This window comes from Sphingorhabdus sp. 109, from assembly GCF_902506555.1.
Classification (GTDB): domain Bacteria; phylum Pseudomonadota; class Alphaproteobacteria; order Sphingomonadales; family Sphingomonadaceae; genus Parasphingorhabdus.
Genome location: NZ_LR732707.1, coordinates 1,042,789 through 1,061,465 on the forward strand (window position 1 = coordinate 1,042,789; position 18,677 = coordinate 1,061,465).

General features: G+C 58.4%; 18 protein-coding genes and 1 tRNA gene. 9 read left to right on the forward strand and 10 right to left on the reverse strand.

Annotated features, from left to right (window positions below; all coding sequences use genetic code 11):
• Positions 1-2 precede the first annotated feature (2 nt).
• Together BOSE62_RS04985 and BOSE62_RS04990 are read left to right on the forward strand one after the other, a co-directional pair.
• Entirely contained in the window at positions 3-521 is a 519-nt protein-coding gene (locus BOSE62_RS04985; protein ID WP_159642915.1) for a hypothetical protein, read from the forward strand.
• A gap of 15 nt (positions 522-536) precedes the next feature.
• Positions 537-1,052: a CinA family protein gene (locus BOSE62_RS04990; protein WP_159642926.1), complete on the forward strand. Its 516-nt coding sequence runs from the start codon at positions 537-539 to the stop codon at positions 1,050-1,052.
• Here the strand turns inward: BOSE62_RS04990 and BOSE62_RS04995 are convergent.
• On the reverse strand, positions 1,001-1,486 hold the full coding sequence (locus BOSE62_RS04995) for a type II toxin-antitoxin system RatA family toxin (RefSeq protein WP_159642928.1): 486 nt from the start codon (positions 1,484-1,486) through the stop codon (positions 1,001-1,003). The two genes, BOSE62_RS04990 and BOSE62_RS04995, sit on opposite strands and share 52 nt — an antisense overlap.
• On the reverse strand, positions 1,473-2,426 hold the full coding sequence (gene lipA, locus BOSE62_RS05000) for a lipoyl synthase (protein WP_159642930.1): 954 nt from the start codon (positions 2,424-2,426) through the stop codon (positions 1,473-1,475). The genes BOSE62_RS04995 and lipA overlap by 14 nt, the downstream gene beginning before the upstream one ends.
• A gap of 64 nt (positions 2,427-2,490) precedes the next feature.
• Here lipA and BOSE62_RS05005 point away from each other — a divergent pair, with 64 nt between their 5' ends.
• The 3 genes from BOSE62_RS05005 to putP all read left to right on the forward strand — a co-directional run bounded on the left by BOSE62_RS05005 (position 2,491) and on the right by putP (position 5,887).
• Positions 2,491-3,132, forward strand: a complete 642-nt coding sequence (locus BOSE62_RS05005) for a carbonic anhydrase (protein WP_159642932.1) — start codon at positions 2,491-2,493, stop codon at positions 3,130-3,132.
• Positions 3,133-3,429: 297 nt separating this feature from the next.
• The gene (locus BOSE62_RS05010) at positions 3,430-4,194 is read left to right on the forward strand and encodes an NYN domain-containing protein (RefSeq protein WP_159642934.1); all 765 of its coding nucleotides are present in this window, start codon (positions 3,430-3,432) and stop codon (positions 4,192-4,194) included.
• A gap of 220 nt (positions 4,195-4,414) precedes the next feature.
• On the forward strand, positions 4,415-5,887 hold the full coding sequence (gene putP / locus BOSE62_RS05015; protein ID WP_159642936.1) for a sodium/proline symporter PutP: 1,473 nt from the start codon (positions 4,415-4,417) through the stop codon (positions 5,885-5,887).
• A gap of 135 nt (positions 5,888-6,022) precedes the next feature.
• Here putP and ettA read toward each other — a convergent pair whose 3' ends face one another.
• Positions 6,023-7,702: an energy-dependent translational throttle protein EttA gene (ettA, locus tag BOSE62_RS05020; protein ID WP_159642938.1), complete on the reverse strand. Its 1,680-nt coding sequence runs from the start codon at positions 7,700-7,702 to the stop codon at positions 6,023-6,025.
• A 198-nt stretch (positions 7,703-7,900) separates the two neighbouring features.
• Between ettA and BOSE62_RS05025 the strand changes: the two genes are divergently transcribed.
• Both BOSE62_RS05025 and BOSE62_RS05030 read left to right on the forward strand, forming a co-directional pair.
• The gene (locus BOSE62_RS05025) at positions 7,901-9,289 is read left to right on the forward strand and encodes a M28 family peptidase (protein ID WP_159642940.1); all 1,389 of its coding nucleotides are present in this window, start codon (positions 7,901-7,903) and stop codon (positions 9,287-9,289) included.
• Positions 9,286-9,528 carry a hypothetical protein gene (locus BOSE62_RS05030; RefSeq protein ID WP_159642942.1) on the forward strand — a complete coding sequence of 81 codons (243 nt, stop codon included), beginning with the start codon at positions 9,286-9,288 and terminating at the stop codon, positions 9,526-9,528. The genes BOSE62_RS05025 and BOSE62_RS05030 overlap by 4 nt, the downstream gene beginning before the upstream one ends.
• A gap of 43 nt (positions 9,529-9,571) precedes the next feature.
• On the opposite strand, the gene BOSE62_RS05035 is transcribed toward BOSE62_RS05030, so the two are convergent.
• The 4 genes from BOSE62_RS05035 to BOSE62_RS05050 all read right to left on the reverse strand — a co-directional run bounded on the left by BOSE62_RS05035 (position 9,572) and on the right by BOSE62_RS05050 (position 13,342).
• On the reverse strand, positions 9,572-10,975 hold the full coding sequence (locus BOSE62_RS05035) for a sensor histidine kinase (protein ID WP_159642944.1): 1,404 nt from the start codon (positions 10,973-10,975) through the stop codon (positions 9,572-9,574).
• A complete protein-coding gene (locus BOSE62_RS05040) occupies positions 10,972-11,691 on the reverse strand; it encodes a response regulator (RefSeq protein WP_159642946.1) in 720 nt (239 codons plus the stop codon). Before BOSE62_RS05040 ends, BOSE62_RS05035 begins: the two co-directional genes overlap by 4 nt.
• Positions 11,692-11,797: 106 nt before the next feature.
• Entirely contained in the window at positions 11,798-12,430 is a 633-nt protein-coding gene (locus tag BOSE62_RS05045; protein WP_159642948.1) for a hypothetical protein, read from the reverse strand.
• Positions 12,431-12,640: 210 nt separating this feature from the next.
• Positions 12,641-13,342 carry a hypothetical protein gene (locus tag BOSE62_RS05050; RefSeq protein ID WP_159642950.1) on the reverse strand — a complete coding sequence of 234 codons (702 nt, stop codon included), beginning with the start codon at positions 13,340-13,342 and terminating at the stop codon, positions 12,641-12,643.
• Positions 13,343-13,606: 264 nt separating this feature from the next.
• Here BOSE62_RS05050 and BOSE62_RS05055 point away from each other — a divergent pair, with 264 nt between their 5' ends.
• Positions 13,607-14,011 carry a response regulator gene (locus BOSE62_RS05055; RefSeq protein WP_201295634.1) on the forward strand — a complete coding sequence of 135 codons (405 nt, stop codon included), beginning with the start codon at positions 13,607-13,609 and terminating at the stop codon, positions 14,009-14,011.
• Positions 14,012-14,037: 26 nt separating this feature from the next.
• On the opposite strand, the gene BOSE62_RS05060 is transcribed toward BOSE62_RS05055, so the two are convergent.
• The 3 genes from BOSE62_RS05060 to glpD form a co-directional block, all read right to left on the reverse strand.
• A complete protein-coding gene (locus tag BOSE62_RS05060; protein WP_159642952.1) occupies positions 14,038-15,114 on the reverse strand; it encodes a sensor histidine kinase in 1,077 nt (358 codons plus the stop codon).
• A 302-nt stretch (positions 15,115-15,416) separates the two neighbouring features.
• Positions 15,417-15,490 (reverse strand) — tRNA-Gly (locus tag BOSE62_RS05065).
• Positions 15,491-15,556: 66 nt separating this feature from the next.
• Entirely contained in the window at positions 15,557-17,065 is a 1,509-nt protein-coding gene (gene glpD, locus BOSE62_RS05070; RefSeq protein ID WP_159642954.1) for a glycerol-3-phosphate dehydrogenase, read from the reverse strand.
• Between the two features lie 116 nt (positions 17,066-17,181).
• On the opposite strand from glpD, the gene BOSE62_RS05075 reads away from it, so the two are divergent.
• Entirely contained in the window at positions 17,182-18,654 is a 1,473-nt protein-coding gene (locus tag BOSE62_RS05075; RefSeq protein ID WP_159642956.1) for an FGGY family carbohydrate kinase, read from the forward strand.
• Positions 18,655-18,677: the final 23 nt, after the last annotated feature.

Here is an 18,677-nt window from a genome sequence, read left to right on the forward strand (position 1 = left end):
GAATGAAGAAGCTTGCATCTTGCGTCACTCTAATCAGCGCGCTCAACATCGGTGCTGCCCAGGCCGCAGAAACGCAGGCCTGTGTCTCTGCCGAACAGGCCAATGCGATATTCACGTATATTCTGCCCGTTATTTTTGATGCTGCGGGATCAAAATGCAGCCCCTATCTCGACGAGAATGCGGCATTGTTGCAGCAGAACTCACAATCCTATCAGAAATATAGCATCGCTTCGGAGCAGGCCTGGCCGACAGCCAAGCACGGAATCAAGATCATGTTCGATGAAAAGATGCCGGAAAGCATGGATGTTGATGCCATGCGGCCCTTCCTCGATGGTCTGGTCAGCGCCATGGTCAACGATGGCATCAAACCCAAAAGCTGCACCACGATCAGCGAAGCCTATACATTGCTGGAACCGCTGCCGCCGGCTAATGTTGGTGGATTGATCGGATTGTTCATGAAGCTGGGAACTGACCGTGAGAAAAAGCCGCCGATAATTATTTGTGAAAACACGGAGAAATAGGGTAGCCGCACTTTCATGCAAAATCTTCTTCCCCCAGAGCTTGCCGCATTGGCGGCCCAAGTCATCGAGCAGAACCGCAAGATTGGCAGACGGATTACCGTAGCCGAAAGCTGCACCGGCGGTCTGGTTGCCGCCGCTCTGACCGAGGTGGCTGGCAGCAGCGACGTATTCGATTGCGGCTTCATCACCTATTCCAATGACGCCAAGCAGTCGATGGTGGGAGTCAGCGGTGATCTGCTCGAGACCTTTGGTGCGGTGTCCATCGCGGTCGCCTGGGAAATGGCGCAGGGGGCGCTCGAGCGCTCGGGCTGCGATGTCGCAGTGGCGATCACCGGAGTTGCAGGACCCGGCGGCGGGACCGAGAAAAAGCCGGTCGGTACGGTTGTCTTTGCCAAGGCCGAGAAGGGTAAAAGCGCCGAGGATGTTGTGGCCGACCGCAAGAATTTCGGCGACGACCAGAGCCGCGCCGATATCCGTTTTCAGGCGGTGCGGGTGGCGCTGGAACTGCTGCTGCCCGAAGAAAGCGCGTAGCTGCCGCCATATATTTCGCCGGCGCGGTCAACAAAGGCACTGGTCATCTTGTGCAGCGCCTTGGCGAACATCTGTCCGGCCAGTTTTTCGAACATGCGGTTTTTAAAGGTAAACTCCACGTAAAAGTCGACATGGCAACCGCCACCGTCACGCGAGCGGAAGCGCCATTCATTGTGTAGCTGCTTCAGCGGACCGTCGAGATAATCCACGTCGATCGACTCGTTCCGGACCTTGATCACCCGAGACGAGAATTGCTCGCGCAGCCCCTTGAATCCGACGAGGACATCGGCGAGCATCTCGGTCTCGTTATCGGCCCTGATCCGCGTGCCGACAACCCAGGGCAGAAACTCCTGATAGCGTCCTACATCCGCCACCAGCGCATACATTTGCGCGGCGCTGTAGGGCAGATCGCGGGTTTCCCTATGGACGGGCATTCAGGTCACCGGACCGCGCCAGTTTTTCCTCGCGCGCCTGGCGCATCTTCGCAAAATCCTCACCGGCGTGATAGCTGGAACGGGTCAGCGGGCTGGATGCGACCAGCAGGAAGCCCTTGGCCCGGGCGACCGACGCATAAGCGTCAAAGGCCTGCGGCTTGACGAATTCGCTGACTTTTACATGTTTCGTCGTCGGCTGCAGATATTGGCCCATGGTCAGGAAATCAATATCAGCGCTGCGCATATCGTCCATCACCTGATGCACTTCCAGCCGCTGTTCGCTCAGGCCCAGCATGATGCCCGACTTGGTGAAGATCGACGGATCGAGTCGCTTGACCTGCTCGAGAAGGCGCAGCGACGCATAATAGCGCGCGCCGGGACGGATTGTCGGATAGAGCCGCGGGACAGTCTCCAGATTGTGATTATAGACGTCGGGACGGGCGGCGACGATGGCCTCGACCGCTGCTTCGGTCTTGTTACGAAAATCCGGTGTCAATATTTCAATCGTGGTTTTCGGTGTCGTCCGGCGTAAAGCCTCGATCACTTTCACGAACTGGCTGGCGCCGCCATCGGGCAGATCGTCGCGATCCACCGAGGTGATAACGATATGTTCCAGACCCAGTTTGGCGGCGGCATCGGCCGTGTGCTGCGGCTCCAGCGGGTCCACCGGCATCGGCATGCCGGTCTTGACGTTGCAGAAGGCGCAGGCCCTTGTGCAGACATCACCCAGGATCATCACGGTGGCATGCTTCTTGGTCCAGCATTCGCCGATATTCGGGCAAGCCGCCTCTTCGCAAACCGTGTTAAGCTTATGCTCGCGCATCAGTGCGCGAGTCTTCTCGAATTCCGTCCCCATCGGGGCTTTGACGCGGATCCAGTCGGGCTTGCGCAGGCGTTCGGGGCGGGGTTCCGGCGGGGTGATCTTGGTGATTTCGTTCATTTCTATCAGATAGGGAAAGAAAACCGCTCTTGCCACCCCCAAAACCGGTGATATGGATCGAAACATGACAAAATTTGCAGACCTGCTCGACGGCTATCGCCGCTTTCGTTCCGACCAATGGCATACCCAGCGGGAGCGCTGGGATGAACTCAAGGAAGGCCAGAGCCCGAAGGTGATGATCATCGCCTGCAGCGACAGCCGCGTGGACCCGACCCAGATATTCGATACCAACCCCGGCGAGACCTTCATTGTCCGCAATGTGGCGGCGCTGGTGCCTCCGTTCGAGACCACACCGGGACAGCATGGCGTCTCGGCAGCGCTCGAATTTGCCGTCCAGTTTCTTCAGGTCGAAGAAGTGGTCGTCATGGGCCATGGCAGCTGCGGCGGTTGCGCCGCGGCTTTGTCCGAGCAGATGAAGGACATGCCCCACGGCAAAGGCGGGTTTATCGCCGACTGGATCACCCTGCTCGACGACGCGCGGGCCAGAGTTGCGCATGAACACGGAGACCTCGACAGCAGCGCCGCCCAACTGGCGATGGAGCATGAAGGGGTCAAGACCAGCCTGGCCAATTTGCGGACATTCCCCTGCATTCAGGAAAAGGAAGCAAATGGCTCGATTCGTCTGATCGGCGCCTGGTTCGCGATTGCCGAAGGCAAGCTGCACGTGCTCGATCCGGACGGTGACCATTTCTCGGTCGTGGACTGAAGGGGCCTTGTGAATCCCGTCATTTCAGTGCTTTGATTCGCTATCTTGAGAATGTAACCAATCTTGCCCTTTGGTTTCGCGCCTATTGTGGCGGCGAACTTTACACACTTTACACTGTTATAAAGAAATTCCCTGCTCCCGGAACCAGGTCGCGCTTAGGCGCATGCGCCAGCGGTGCTCGCCGCGCAATCGATATGCTGCCTGTCAAAGAGCCACGCCTCATATAATCGATCCGCCCTGCTGTAGGACAGCGTTTTTCCTCTTGAACGCCCTCCCCGCGCGGTCCATCAAAGCGTCATGAATCAACATAATGACAATATCGCCCTGCTGATCGATTCCGACAATGCCAGCCACAATGGCCTCGATCCCGTGCTGACCGCGCTAGCCGAGCTGGGCACCGTGAATATCCGCCGCGCCTACGGCAACTGGCGCAAGCAGTCGCTCAAGGGATGGGTCGATATATTGCACAAATATGGTGTCGAACCGCAACAGCAGTTCGACATGACCAAGGGCAAGAACGCCACTGACATGAAGATGACGATTGACGCCATGGACCTGCTGTTCGGCGGCAAGGTTACCGGCTTCGGAATTATGAGCAGCGACAGCGACTTCATGCCGCTGGCGATGCGGATCCGGCAGGAAGGCCTGCCCGTCTATGGGTTTGGCAGCGCCAAGACGCCGGAAGCGTTCAAGCAGGCCTGCAGCCGCTTTATCGACGTCGATGCGCTGATCAAGGCGGACAAGCGCCATCGCGCCGGCGCGGGTAAAAGTGACGTCAAGACGGCAGCCAAGGGCGAGGCAGCGAACGGAACCGGCGATAGCAACGGCGGCAAGGTCGACGAAGAACTGCTCAATCTGCTGATCGATGCCTATCAGGCCACCAAACGCGATGCCGAGGGCTATGCCAGCCTCAGCGAAGTCGGCAAGATTGCCGGCAACCGGTCAAGCTTCGACGTTCGCAACTACGGTTTTTCGCGGCTTTCAGAAATGTTCGAAGAGGTTCCGAACTTTCAGACAAAACGTGATGAAAATGGACAGTTATTTGTGAAGCGTTTGCGGTGAGTATTTTTTCCTCCGCGAAGAGGAAGGAACATTAGGGCTGGATCTGGACCGCCACCGGGTTCACTGCAAAATGGTGCGCTCGCCTTCCCCTTCCCCGTAGGCAGGGAGGATGGCAGAGCCCGCAAGCCGGGTTGCGGGACGATCAGCGACAGGAATTCGCAGTTTCCTCCTTCCCAAATGCAACGGGTGACTCGCGCGTCAAAATCGCTATGACCGTCGGATGCAAACCGGAGCCCTCTTTTCACTCGCCCTTTATTTCATATTGATGCTGGCCATCGGCTTTTACGCCTGGCGCAAATCGACAGACAGTAGCGAAGGCTATCTGCTGGGGGGGCGCGATCTCCATCCGGCGGTAGCGGCTTTATCTGCCGGGGCATCCGACATGTCGGGCTGGCTGCTGCTCGGCCTGCCCGGCGCGCTATATGCGGCAGGGCTGGTCGAGGTGTGGATCGGCATCGGCCTGTTTGTCGGCGCGCTGGTCAACTGGATCGTCGTTGCCCCACGTCTGCGCGCGCAGACGGAAAGCTATGGCAACGCCCTCACCATACCCCAGTTTCTCGCCAACCGTTTCCCTGACAAGGCGCTCGCGCTCAGAGTGACCTCGGCAATCATCATCGTCCTGTTCTTCGCTGTCTATACCGCAGCCGGCCTGGTCGGCGGCGGCAAATTGTTCGAAACCAGCTTCGCCGGCCTGTTCGGCGACACCGGCATGAGCGATTATATGACCGGCATCTGGATGACCGCCGGCGTGGTATTGGCCTATACGATGGTTGGCGGATTCCTGGCCGTCAGCCTGACCGATTTCGTCCAGGGCTGCATAATGGTCGTGGCGCTGGTGCTGATGCCGATCGTGGTCCTGACCAGCGATGGCGGTTTCAGCGCCGCCAGTGCGCAACTGAACGCGATCGACCGCGATTTTCTGAGTCTGACCGCCGGATTGTCCTTCATCGGCTTCCTCTCGGCCATCACCTGGGGGCTCGGCTATTTCGGACAGCCGCATATCATCGTGCGCTTCATGGCGATCCGTTCGGTGCCGCAAGTGGCCACCGCGCGCAATATCGGCATGAGCTGGATGGGCGTGGCATTGCTCGGCGCGATCGGCGTCGGCATCACCGGCCGCGCCTATGTCGAGATGAACGGACTGACGCTGGACGATCCGGAGACGATTTTCATCTTGCTGGCCAACACATTGTTCCACCCGCTGATCACCGGCTTCCTGCTCGCCGCATTGCTGGCCGCGATCATGAGCACGATCAGCTCGCAACTGCTGGTCTCCTCCAGCTCGCTGACCGAGGATTTCTACCGCTTGTTTCTGCGCAAGAACGCCAGTGAGCGGGAAACCGTCAATATCGGACGACTGTTTGTGGCGCTGGTCGCGCTGGTCGCCATCTATATCGCCCGCGATCCGGACAGCAAGGTTCTGGGACTGGTCAGCAACGCCTGGGCCGGCTTCGGCGCTGCGTTCGGTCCGCTGATCCTGCTGTCGCTGACGTGGAAGCGGATGACCGGCGCGGGCGCGGTCTCGGGATTGGCTGTCGGCGCCGGCGTGGTGATTCTGTGGATCGCTATGGGCTGGAACAAGGAGTTCCTGGGTGGTCCAGGGGTTTACGAAATTATTCCCGGGTTTGTTGCCGCGCTGGTGGCGATTGTCGGGGTTAGTTTGGCTGGAAAACCGGCTGCACGCCCGGCCTAAAACGTCATACCGGACTTGATCCGGTATCCAGAGCGGTACCCAATGACTGCAGGGGTTTGACGCTCTGGATGCTGAATCACGTTCAGCATGACGATTAGATAGGGTTCCGTCCGTGTTTTTCCGTATCGATCCGTCTCACCTGGTCAATTTCTTGTAGGTCGCCCGGCTCGGTTTCAGCGCATCCTCGCCCAGACGCCGGACCTTGTCCTCCTCATAGGCCTCGAAATTGCCTTCAAACCATTCCACATGGCTGTCGCCTTCGAACGCCAGGATATGGGTTGCCAGACGATCGAGGAAAAAGCGGTCATGCGAGATGACCACGGCGCAACCGGCGTAGCTTTCCAGAGCTTCTTCCAGCGCTGACAGGGTTTCGACGTCGAGATCGTTGGTCGGCTCATCGAGCAGCAGCACGTTGCCGCCCTCTTTCAGCATCCGTGCCATATGCACGCGGTTGCGTTCACCGCCGGAAAGCTGGCCGACCTTCTTCTGCTGGTCGGTGCCCTTGAAGTTGAAGGCACCGACATAGGCGCGGGTCGACATTTCATGCTTGCCGAGTGTCATATAGTCATGGCCGTCGGAAATCGCTTCCCAGACATTCTTGTTCGGGTCGAGTTCGTCGCGGCTCTGGTCGACATAGCCCAGCTTGACCGTGTCGCCGATCGACACGCTGCCGCTATCCGGCTCTTCCTGACCGATCAGCATCTTGAACAGGGTTGATTTGCCCGCGCCATTGGGGCCGATGACGCCGACGATGCCGCCGGGTGGCAGGGTGAAGCTGAGATCGTCGATCAGCAGCTTGTCGCCAAAGCCCTTCGAGAGATGGTCAACCTCGATCACCTTGCCGCCGAGCCGTTCGGGGGTCTGGATGAGGATTTGCGCTTTGCCCGGATCGCGATTTTCCTGGGCCTCGACCAGCTGGTCGAAGCTCTTGATACGCGCCTTGGACTTGGTCTGGCGGCCCTTGGGATTTTGTCGCATCCAGGCCAGTTCGTCGCTGATCGCTTTCTGCTTGCCCTTGTCCTCGCGGGCTTCCTGCTCCAGCCTTTTGGCTTTCTTCTCCAGATAGAGCGAATAATTGCCTTCATAGACATAATAGCGGCCGCGATCGAGTTCGAGCATCCAGTTCACGACATTGTCGAGGAAATAGCGATCATGGGTTACCATGATAACATTGCCGGGATATTCGCGCAGATGGTTTTCCAGCCAGGAAACCGATTCCGCATCAAGATGGTTGGTCGGCTCATCGAGCAGCAATATGCTGGGTTTCTCTAGCAGCAGACGGCAGAGCGCGACGCGGCGCTTTTCACCGCCGGACAGATTGTCTACCGCGCTGTCGCCGGGCGGGCAGCGCAGGGCCTCCATCGCGATTTCCAGCTGGTTGTCGAGTGTCCAGCCATCAACCGCATCGATTTTTTCCTGGAGCACACCCATTTCTTCCATCAGCGCATCGAAATCGGCGTCTTCGGGCGGATCACCCATCAATTCTGTGATTTCGTTGAAGCGGCGGATATGATCGGCAATCTCGCCGACACCATCCATCACATTTTCCTTGACCGTCTTGCTCTCGTCGAGCTCGGGCTCCTGTTCCAGATAGCCGACGGTAATCCCGTCTCCGGCCCAGGCCTCACCGGTAAATTCTGTGTCCTTGCCGGCCATGATCTTCATCAGGGTCGATTTGCCGACGCCGTTCGGACCGACAATGCCGATCTTGGCATCGGGATAAAATTGCAGACTGATATTATCCAGTACCGGCTTCTGCTTGTTCTGGTAGGTCTTGGACAGACCCTTCATGACGAAGGAATATTGGGCGGCCATGTTAAATTCTCTCTTGTTCAAGTGCCGTTAGCCCCGAGCCTGTCGATCGTGCTGATGGCTCAGCATGGCCGGGGAGGCGCAGCATTAACGGAAAAATCGGGCTTGTTTGATGGTCCATGTAGCTATTCCGTCCGCCGGTCGCAAGAGACCATTGGCCAGCCTATTGGCAAATGCTGGCGGGCGGGTTAGTCAGCCGTCATGAGAAAAATATCCGCATTGCTCGCTGGCGCAACCGCGCTGTCCCTGTCCACCACCGCTCTGGCCACGGACCATGACCCAATGATGCTTCAGGCCAAGGCGCTGCAGGACGATGTCGCCTATGATATTGTCGAGGGGCTGACCACCGAGATCGGACCGCGGCAGGCGGGTACCGAACAGGAAGCTCGGGCGCGCCACTGGGCTGTGGCCAGGCTGATAGCGTACGGTTTCGACAATGTCCGTAGCGAACCCTTCATGATGCCGACATGGGTGCGCGGGGCAGAAACGGCTGCCGTTGTTGCCCCTTATGCCCAGCCGCTGGTTGTCACCGCGCTTGGCAATAGCGCAAGCACCGGGGTGGAGGGCATTACGGCGGAAGTTGCCTATTTCGAGTCGCTTGAGGCAATGAAGGCGGTGCCTGACGGCAGCTTGGCCGGTAAAATCGCCTTTGTAACGCACAAGATGCACCGGTCCCAGGATGGTTCGGGTTATAGCGCTTTCGGACCGGTCCGCTGGGTCGGTCCCTCGATTGCCTCGCAGAAGGGCGCGGTTGCTTATGTTATCAAGTCGATCGGCACCGACTATCATCGCAATCCGCACACCGGCAGCACCGGATTTGGTGAAGGCGTCAAACCGATCCCGGCGGGCGCATTGTCACTTCCCGACGCCGACAATCTTGAACGGATGGTCAAGCTGGCGCAGGGGGTCGGAGAGACGGTGACGATGAATCTGGTGCTGACACCGAGAAATCTGGGCCAGCAGGAATCGGGCAATGTCATCGCCGAAGTGACCGGACGGGACCCGAGCCTGCCGATGATATTGATCGCCTGCCATCTTGACAGCTGGGATCTGGCGACCGGCGCCTTTGACGATGCGGCGGGCTGCGGTATCATCACGGCGGCAGCCAAGAATATCAGGGATCACGGCCAGCCCCTGCGGACCATCAGACTGCTCTGGGCGGGCGCGGAAGAAGTCGGTATCTGGGGTGGCAAGGCCTATCGCGATGCCCATCGCGATCAGAAACATGCGATCGCCATGGAATCGGACTTCGGCGCCGACAGGGTCTGGCGGGTGGAATTTACCCTGCCCGATAGCGCCAAACCGGTGGCCGACAGGATATCCGCCAGTCTGCTCAATCTTGGCATAGGCCGTTCCGGCGGCAAGGCCGGTGGCGGCGCGGATATCGGGCCGATCATCAGCGATAGCAATCTTGCGATAATCGATTTGCAGCAGGACGGCAGCCGCTATTTCGACCTGCACCACACACCGGATGACACGCTCGACAAGATTGATCCGGAACAGTTGCGGCAAAATGTTGCGGCCTGGACCACGGTCTTGTCGATCATCGCCAATAGCGATGCGGATTTTACCATGCCTGTCAAACCATGAGAGCGCTTCCGCTTCTCGGACTCAGCCTATTGTTGCTGGCCGCCTGTTCCGAAACGCCGATGGAGGAACAGGGTGACGAGGCCATAGCCGAAATGGAAGCAGAGATAGAGGAGGATGCGCGGTCGCTGGAAGAAGCCGCTGCCGAAGCGGCGAGAGTGATGGCCGAGGATATTGATGCGGAACTGGCCGCCGATGGTGTCAACGATCCGGTTGCGGTTACGGAAACCGCGGCAGACTAACATCCGCCGCGCTCTGACGATGCAAAGACCGCCGGCCCGAAGCTCAGCCGAGCGGCAATATCAGCGTGGCACGCAGTCCGCCATTTTCCCGATTTTGGAGAATGATGTCACCGCCGTGATCACGCGCAATGGCGCGGGCGAGAGTTAGGCCCAGCCCCGATCCGCCGGTGGCACGATTGCGCGATCCGTCACCGCGCAGAAAGGGTTCGAACATCGTGGATATTTTGGCCTCGGGGATGCCCGGGCCGTCATCATCCACATGAATCAACAGGCTGTTGTCGGACTTTTCCACAGAGATGTCCGCAAGCTTGCCGTAAAGCGTGGCGTTGCCGACCAGATTGCGCAGCGCCCGGCGGACGAGGGTTTCGCGGACCGCAACAATCTGTTTTTCACCGCGCTGATAGCGGACATCACGGCCAAGATCTGTAAATTCGTCGACAACGGTTTCGATCAGCGACCGGATGTCGACCGGATCCGCTTGCTCGGTAGAGCGACCCAGGCGCGCCAGCGACAGGATATCCTCCAGCATATTGTTCATGTCCTCGATACCGCTGACCATCCGCTCGCGCTCGGTCTCGTCCTCGACACTTTCCACGCGCACCCGCAAGGCGGCCAGAGGAGTCCGCAAGTCGTGGCCGATAGCGCCGAGCATGACGTCTTTTTCATCGATCATCCGCGTCACGCGGTCGCTCATGTCATTGAAGGCGCGGATCAGTTCACGCGTGTCCGGCGGTCCCTGTTCCTCGAGCGTTTCGGTCGTGCCGGGCTGAAAGGATCGGGTTCTTGCGGTGAGCGATTTCAGCGGACGGGAAATATAGCGCCCGAGCAGGATCAGCGGGATCAGCATCAGCAGATAGATGGTGATGGTCTGTACCAGCAGCGTGCGGACCAGAAGCGGCGATCGTTCGCGCACGGCGGAAGCGATGCTGACCCACTGGCCGATGTCCTGCTGTACTGAAATGACAACGAAGCCTTTGGTTTCCGCTTTCTGCGTGCCACCGCCCATCGACCGGTTGATCGGACTGTTGCGCCACTCGCCGCGATTGGAGCCGACCACATGACCGGTCATGTCGCTGGTCAGGTCGGTCAGCACCGTGGCGCGGATTTCGGTGAAACCGATGCCCATATTGGCAAGGGCCTGACCGGCGCGCGCTTCCAGTTCGGGCAGCCGCCGCATATTGTCGGTAACAGGACTATCGGGGCTATAGCGGAGCTGCCCCCAGCGCCGTAACCTGTTGCTGTTGCGGCGCTGGGCTGGACGATCGCGCGCCTGCCGTTCGAAACCATAGGCAATGCGGGCGACGGCCGCCGTCGACGCCTCGACCAGATTCTGGTTCTGGGCACCGCGATAGAGCAGAAAGCTGTTGATGCCCTGCGCCAGCAACAGAATCAGCGCCACGACCATCAGCAATTGTCCGACCAGGCTATGGGGCCACAGGCGCTTCACAGCGATTTAACTTCGCCGGCCAGCACATAGCCGCCACCCCAGACGGTCTTGATAATTTCGGGATTTTTCGGATCGGCTTCGATCTTGCGGCGCAGGCGACTGATCTGGTTGTCGACGGCGCGGTCGAAGGCATGGGCTTCGCGGCCCTGGGTGATGTCGAGCAGCTGGTCGCGATTCAATACCTTGCCAGCGCGGGATACCAGCGCCAGCAGCATCTGGTATTCGCCGGTCGAGAGAGACACATTCACTCCATCGGCATCCACAAGGCTTCGCTTGTCACATTTCAGGGTCCAGCCGGAAAATTGATAGCCGCTGCCGTTGGTCCCGACCTGGGCGGTCCCATTTTTTTCAGCGCGGCGCAAAATAACCTTGATCCGGGCGACCAGTTCGCGCGGACTGAAGGGTTTGGTGATATAGTCGTCTGCGCCCAGTTCGAGCCCGATGATCCGCTCGGTTTCTTCGGTCTTGGCACTGATGATAATGACCGGGATATCGGTCTTGTCGGTGACAAAGCGGCACAAGCTGAGCCCGTCTTCGCCGGGCATCATGATGTCGAGCAGGATGATGTCGAAATCATAGGCGTTGAGCAATGACCGCGCGATGCTGGCATCGGCGGCCTGCTGTACCTTATAGCCCTGTTTGATCAGATATTCGGCCAGCGGTTCGCGCAGCGAGGCTTCGTCATCGACCAGCAATATGTGGGTCTTGTTCGTCATCGGGTTGCCCTAATAGAGAAATTGCAAAATAGGAACGGACCGCCAGCCACTTTGGGGGAGAAGGGGGATGGCTGACGATCCGTTCGCAAAAAGAGTGGTTCAGGGATTAACCGCCTCTTTTATTCCGTTCGCCCTTGCGCGCCTTGAAGGCCGCCTGGCGTTCTTCCTTGGTCAGATTGCCGTCTCCGTTGGCATCGGCCTTGTCGAAACGGGCCATTGCCGCTGCGGTAAATTCGGCCTTGCTGATCTTCTGGTCACCATTGGTGTCGGCATTACGCATCATCGCCATGCCGTGACCGCCACGCTTGTTGCCTTTGCCGCGCATGCCCTTGCCGCTGCGTTTGCCCTTCATGGCCTTGGCTTCTTCTTGGCTGAGCTTGCCATTGCCGTCCTTGTCGGCGCGAGCAAAGCGCGCGGCCTTGCGTTCGGCGCGGGCCGCCTCCATTTCGGCTTGGCTCAGTTCGCCGTCGCCATTGCTGTCAGCCTTGGCAAAACGTTCGTCGCGCTTGCCCGCACGTTCGGCACGCTTCGCTTCACGGTCTTCCTTGGAGAGCTGGCCATCGCCATTTGCATCCATCTTGGCAAAGCGGCTGTTCAGCGATGCGGTCATTTCCGCCCGGCTGATCGTGCCGTCGCCATTCGCGTCAGCTTTCATGCCACGGTCACCGGGGGCAGCAACGGCAATGCCGCCTGCCATCAACAGGGCGGTAGCGCTCGAGATCAAAATTGCTTTTTTCATAATATGTTCCTCATGTTCCAGTTCGGGGAAACGCTTTTTCCGTTCCGCCATGAATGTCGTTCTACTGGCAACTTGTCGCTGAACTTTGTCAGAACGAACAAAAATTGTCGCAAAATGTATCAATCGACGCGCATGGTTCATTCCCCTGTCAGAAAGAAGCGCTTTTGCGGCCGTTCCCGCTGCCGCAGGATGACTTTGCGATATAGCGGATCAGCTGTCCATGATCGTGTAGCGGTTTGTGCCGGCCGGTTTGCACATGGTTTTGGACACTTTCAGTTCCTCGCCGTCCACAATCACAATATCTGTGAGCAGCATGCAGGGCGTTCCGTCCGGCAAGGCATTTTTCGAAGCGATGGTCGAACTGCCCGAGACATTGTCGCGCACGCTGCTCCGCCATTCGACCTTTTTACCAATCTCACCACCCTCTGTCGCCCGTTGCGTCGCTTCGGCCGCCTGTTGTTGCTCTTCCGGGTAGAGTCGGCAGGCCACTGCCTGAGAAAGATCGTTGGCACTGTCGACGAGAAAATCGCCGACCAGCGGGATCTTTCTGGTCATTTTCGCCATCCGGTCGGCCATGCCGAACAGCCCCTTGCGCCTGGGACCGGCGTTCGTCCCATCCGGTTTGCCCTGGCCATTGCCGCACAATGTATCAAAGGATGTGGCACCAGCCGGGCCGGCGACGCTATCTTCGGGGGCTACCGTATCGGCATCCGTAGCGGACTCTTTTGATAACCGGGGACCCGAAGCGCCGCCCTGCTCTGCTGTGGTGGCAGGTTCTTCGCGTGATGCATCGCCGGATTTGGCTCCGAAAGCATCGCCAAATCGCGCCGAAGCCGGCACGGGAATCATTGCCAGAGCCATGCTGCTTGCCAGAATGACCAATTTTACAGGTTTCGCAAACGGGTTGTCCATGAAAATCCCCTCCCCCGGATACTAGCCATACCACGGGGATAAGCATATTGATTATGTCAGATATTTAACCAGGCCGGCTCCGGCCGGGCTGGTTCGGTGAAATTTTCAGGCGTGAAAGGCACGCTTTGCCAATTCCTATCGAGGGGTAGATCGATGATTGATTTTTCCCGGTCGTTTGAAATATGCGTTATTTGGCCATTTCCGGGAACCGGACTGGCAATTCTCGCGTTAAGGAAGCAGATAGTATATTAGCGGACCAATATTATGACCCCTCAGATTATGATCGTGGAGGATGAGTTTCTCATCGCCATGGAGCTGGAGCAAATCGTCGGTAACCTCGGCTACGACTGCATCGGTGTTGCCGATGACACCGAATCCGCGCTGGCGCTCGTCAGGAAAAAGCCCGGCATTGCGCTCGTCGATGTCAATCTGAGCGACGGGCCGACCGGCCCGATTATCGGCGAACGGCTGGCCAATGAATTCGGGGTGAAGGTGGTCTTCATCACTGCAAACCCCAGGCAGCTGGGAGACGGCGTCGAGGGAACATTGGGTGCGGTGACCAAACCGGTTGAAATCGAAGTCCTGAAGGATGTTCTGAACTATCTGGTCGACGTCTCGAACGACAGGGACGATGCCGAACCGCCGCAAAGAATGAAACTGTTCGACTGATTTCGGCTATCGGTCGCGCCCGGTTGCTAGCTTCCCGATAACCGGGCTGCCTGGACCGCCATATCGATCTGCAGACCGGTGGGCAGCCATAGCCGGTCGAGTCTGCCGCCCAGTTGCTGGGTTACGGACATTTCGACCAGCTTTGATCCAAAACCGGACCCGGTTGGCGGTGTATCGATCGGCGCGCCACCGTTTTCCGACCATTTGAAAAGCACCATGTCCTGGTCCCGGGAAATGACCAGATCGACCTGCCCTTCATCAGCGGCCAAGGCGCCATATTTCATCGAATTGGTTGCCAGTTCGTGGAAAACAAGCGCGATTGGAGTTGCCGCCCTGTCACCAACCGCAATATCGCCGCCGGAAATACGCAGCCTGTTCTCCGTAAAGGCGGGATAGGATGCAAATATCTCCGACAGCAGGCGCTGCATTGTCACATCACCCAATACTGCCTGTTCCTTGTCATTATGCGGCCGCACATATTCATGCGCTCGCCCCAGCGCCGCTATCCGCCCTTTCAGGGTCTCGGCCGGCTCGCGAAAGCTTTCGTCGCCGCGTGCGGTCATGCTGATGAGGCCGGAAATGATGGCAAAAATATTCTTGATCCGGTGGCTCAATTCCTGGCTGAGCATCTCGTTGTGGCTGGCCGCCTGTTTTGCATCCTCGATATCGGTACAGGTGCCTATCCAGCGCTGGATCTTCTGATCCGGCCCGATAATCGGCAGTGCCCGCCCCAGAACCCAGCGATATTGGCCGGAATGATGACGCAGACGATATTCCACTTCATAGGGCTCGCCGGTCTCGAGACTGTGATTCCATCGCTTCCAGGCTTCCGGCTGGTCGTCGGGATGAAACATGTCGGCCCAGGCTTCGCCATCGGTTGAGCCCCTGGGCGCTCCGGTATACTCATACCAGCGGGCATTATAATAATCATGATCACCGTCGGGCAGCGTCGACCAGACCATTTGTGGCATGGTATCGGCCAGCGCATGAAAGGCATCACCGCTCTTCTGCAATGCGCCGCGTTCCTGCAACCGCGAGTCATTTGCCTGCCGGTCTTTATAGTCGGCCAGTCTGAAATTCTTGATCCGGCTGCGAGTAGGCATAATCAGATTCCACTATTTATTGAGACGGAAGCTCAGGTGATCAAACAATTCGGAACAGGACAAGTCAGCGCAATTTAGTCTATTTTTGAAAAATGTAACCAAATCTTTTTATACCTGCGAATTTTCCTCCGGTCGCTGGCAAAGCATGTTCAAGGCAAACCGACAGGCGAACCCAAGGCTTAAAGCCGCTGTGGCTATTATGATATATCGCTATTGAACGCCCTCGCCATGAGGCGCGGACGTAACGCGACATGGCCGGAGAATTAAAATTTTGGCGGAACGGCGCAGTGTTACAAGGTAGATGGAGCGGGTGAAGGGAATCGAACCCTCGTCGTAAGCTTGGAAGGCTTCTGCTCTACCATTGAGCTACACCCGCATTTCCCGATCGACCGTCAGATCGTCCGAATGCGCTGCTATTGCCACCGCTTTTGTGGTCCGTCAATCAGGAAAGCTTGAGATTTGTCTGTGAGGAGAGCGCATGCTGTTCAAACCATTGCGCGACGGCCTGCTGTTCGGCTTTCGTCATATGCAATCCCAGCTTCGACCGGCGCCAGAGAATATCCTCGGCACTGCGTGCAAATTCATGGTCGACCAGCCAGCGGATCTCGATCTCGTAGAGGCCGGCAGCAAAAGACTGGCCCAGATCCGCCGCCTGTTTGACTTCGGCCAGCAAAGTGACGGTATCCGTACCATAAGCCCGGACCAATCGGTGCAATATGACCCGATCGATGAAAGGCCAGCGTTCTTCATATTGGTCGACCAGCGCCTCGACGCCATCATGCCGGAAATCGCCGCCGGGCAAAGCCGCTTCTCTGGTCCAGTCATCGGTATCGACATCGAGCTTGTCCGCGAGCGTCCGGATCGCCTGCAGCGCTAGCACGCGATAAGTGGTTATCTTCCCGCCGAAGATCGAGAGCACCGGCGCGCCGTTATCCGTCTCATAATCAAAGACATAATCCCGGGTCACGGTGGCGGCGCTGCGGCTATGGTCGTCATATAACGGCCGGACCCCGGAATAGGTCCACTGGATATCGTCTCGGGTTACCGGCTTGACGAAATATTCGCTGGCGGCATCACAGAGATAATCGATTTCGCTGTCGCTGATCGTCGCGTCACCTTCGGCATAGGTCCACGGCTGGTCGGTGGTACCGATCAGCGTGTGCTCGCCCTCATAGGGAATGGCAAAGATGATTCGGCCATCATTGTTCTGGAAAATATAGCTGTGATCGCCCTGATATTTGCGCCTCACCACGATATGGCTGCCCTTGACCAGTCGCAACTTGGCCGCGTGGTTGCTGCGGTTGTAGAGCGCCGTGACCGGGTCGACCCAAGGGCCGGCGGCGTTGACCAATATCCTGGCCTGTTCGATGCATGGTGCGCCATTCTGCCGAATGTCGATATTCCAGTGATCGGCCTTGCGATCGAGTCCGACGCATTCGGCGCGTGTCCGGATCTCGGCGCCGCGCTCGGCGGCATCGCGCGCGGTGAGCGAGACCAGTCGGGCATCCTCGACCCAGCAATCGGAATAGGCAAAGCCTTTGCTGAGCCGTTTCTGCAGCGGATCGCCACGACGGTCGGTGCGGAGATTGAGGCTTTTGGTGGCCGGTAATATCTCGCGACCGCCAAGATGATCATATAGGAACAGGCCGAGCCGCAGCAGCCAGGCGGGCCGCATACCCTTGTCGACCGGCAGCACGAAGCGCATCGGCCAGATGATATGCGGTGCGGCGCGGAGCAGGACTTCCCGTTCCTTGAGCGCCTTGCGGACGAGGTTGAATTCATAATGTTCGAGATAGCGCAGACCGCCATGGACCAGCTTGGTGCTTGCCGAGGATGTATGCGAAGCCAGATCGTCGCGCTCGACCAGCAGGACCTTCAGCCCCCTGCCCGCTGCATCGCGCGCAATGCCGACGCCGTTTATACCGCCGCCAATGATAGCCAAATCGTACATTAGCGACCTAATAAACAAACCAGCAATATGTGCAATGTTGCATTGCAGCATAGGCGGCTTTCGCTTGCCTTTTCAATGCCAGCTTATAGCTTGCAAGGGCAATATGGGAGCGGGACATGGCGGCACAGCATATTTTGGTTATCGATGAAGGCACGACATCGACCCGGGCGATGCTGTTTGGCGTCGACGGCAAGTTGCAGGGATCGCAGCAGGAAGCGCTGACGCAATATTATCCGGCTCCGGGACTGGTCGAACATGATGCTGCCGAAATATGGGACAAGACCCTGAGTTGCTGCCAGAAAATGATCGAAAAGGCTGGCGGAGCAGACAAGATCGCGGCGATCGGGATCACCAACCAGCGGGAAACGGTCGTCGCCTGGGACAAGAGATCGGGCGAACCGCTCGGCCGGGCAATCGTCTGGCAGGATCGCCGAACGGCTGACACATGCGACAGGCTGAAGGCTGACGGCCTCGAGCCGATGGTTCAGAACAAGACGGGCTTGCTGCTCGATCCCTATTTTTCCGGTAGCAAGATCGGCTGGATGCTGGAACACTGGCCCGACGTAAAAGCCGCGGGCGATAATCTCGCCTTCGGCACGATCGAATCCTACCTCATCTACCGGCTGACCGGCGGGCAGCATGTCACGGACGCTAGCAACGCAAGCAGGACAATGCTGATGGGGCTGGAATCGGATGACTGGGATGATGCGCTCTTGGCGCTTTTCGACATTCCCGGAAAGACGCTGCCGCGCATTGTCGATTGCGCGGGGACGCTGGGGACCACCGCACCGAACCTGTTCGGCAGCCCGATCGCGATATGCGGTTCCGCCGGTGACCAGCAGGCAGCCACCATCGGCCAGGCCTGTCTGGCGATCGGCCAGACAAAAGCCACTTTCGGGACCGGAGCCTTCATCCTGACCAACAGCGGGGAAACGGCACCACGGTCGGACAATCGCCTGCTATCGACCATTCTCTATCAATATCAGGGCCGCCGTGTCTATGCGCTCGAAGGGTCGGTATTCGTGGCCGGCAGCCTGATGCAATGGCTGCGCGACGATATCGGTTTGCTGAAATTTGCCGGAGAGAGCGAGGAACTGGCGCGCTCGGTCGACGACAACGGCGGGGTCTATCTGGTCCCAGCCTTGTCCGGCCTCGGCGCTCCGCACTGGCGCGCCGATGCGACCGCGACCATCTCCGGTATGAGCTTTGCATCGAAAAAGGCGCATATCGCTCGCGCCGCGCTCGAATCAATGGCCTATCAATGCCACGATCTGAAAACAGCTTTTTCCGCTGACGGGGTCGACTGGCAAAATTTGCGGATTGATGGCGGCATGGTGGCCAATGACTGGATGGTGCAGGATCTCGCCGATATTCTCGACATCAGGGTCGAACGGCCGGAATTTTTCGAGACTACGGCGCTGGGTGCCGCAATGCTGGCGGCGGTCGGTTGCGGAATATATGGTTCGCTCGAAGCCGCTGCGACGATGATCTCGGGGCTCGACGTTCACGAACCGGCGATCGCAGCAGATGTCAGAGACTTGCGTCTGGCGGGCTGGAAACGGGCCATCACTTCAGTTCTGGCCAGCTAGGATGTTGCAGCCATAAAAAAGCC

Excerpts from the sequence above, each read along its gene's own strand:
- BOSE62_RS05060 (WP_159642952.1), bottom strand. The coding sequence starts at position 15,114 with ATGCCTACTCGCAGCCGGATCAAGAATTTCAGACTGGCCGACTATAAA.
- glpD (WP_159642954.1), bottom strand. The coding sequence starts at position 17,065 with ATGTACGATTTGGCTATCATTGGCGGCGGTATAAACGGCGTCGGCATT.
- ettA (WP_159642938.1), bottom strand. The coding sequence starts at position 7,702 with ATGGCCGCCCAATATTCCTTCGTCATGAAGGGTCTGTCCAAGACCTAC.
- BOSE62_RS04985 (WP_159642915.1), top strand. The coding sequence starts at position 3 with ATGAAGAAGCTTGCATCTTGCGTCACTCTAATCAGCGCGCTCAACATC.
- BOSE62_RS05075 (WP_159642956.1), top strand. The coding sequence starts at position 17,182 with ATGGCGGCACAGCATATTTTGGTTATCGATGAAGGCACGACATCGACC.
- BOSE62_RS05055 (WP_201295634.1), top strand. The coding sequence starts at position 13,607 with ATGACCCCTCAGATTATGATCGTGGAGGATGAGTTTCTCATCGCCATG.
- BOSE62_RS05010 (WP_159642934.1), top strand. The coding sequence starts at position 3,430 with ATGAATCAACATAATGACAATATCGCCCTGCTGATCGATTCCGACAAT.
- BOSE62_RS05045 (WP_159642948.1), bottom strand. The coding sequence starts at position 12,430 with ATGAAAAAAGCAATTTTGATCTCGAGCGCTACCGCCCTGTTGATGGCA.
- putP (WP_159642936.1), top strand. The coding sequence starts at position 4,415 with ATGCAAACCGGAGCCCTCTTTTCACTCGCCCTTTATTTCATATTGATG.
- BOSE62_RS05040 (WP_159642946.1), bottom strand. The coding sequence starts at position 11,691 with ATGACGAACAAGACCCACATATTGCTGGTCGATGACGAAGCCTCGCTG.
- lipA (WP_159642930.1), bottom strand. The coding sequence starts at position 2,426 with ATGAACGAAATCACCAAGATCACCCCGCCGGAACCCCGCCCCGAACGC.
- BOSE62_RS05050 (WP_159642950.1), bottom strand. The coding sequence starts at position 13,342 with ATGGACAACCCGTTTGCGAAACCTGTAAAATTGGTCATTCTGGCAAGC.
- BOSE62_RS05025 (WP_159642940.1), top strand. The coding sequence starts at position 7,901 with ATGAGAAAAATATCCGCATTGCTCGCTGGCGCAACCGCGCTGTCCCTG.
- BOSE62_RS04990 (WP_159642926.1), top strand. The coding sequence starts at position 537 with ATGCAAAATCTTCTTCCCCCAGAGCTTGCCGCATTGGCGGCCCAAGTC.
- BOSE62_RS05030 (WP_159642942.1), top strand. The coding sequence starts at position 9,286 with ATGAGAGCGCTTCCGCTTCTCGGACTCAGCCTATTGTTGCTGGCCGCC.
- BOSE62_RS05005 (WP_159642932.1), top strand. The coding sequence starts at position 2,491 with ATGACAAAATTTGCAGACCTGCTCGACGGCTATCGCCGCTTTCGTTCC.
- BOSE62_RS04995 (WP_159642928.1), bottom strand. The coding sequence starts at position 1,486 with ATGCCCGTCCATAGGGAAACCCGCGATCTGCCCTACAGCGCCGCGCAA.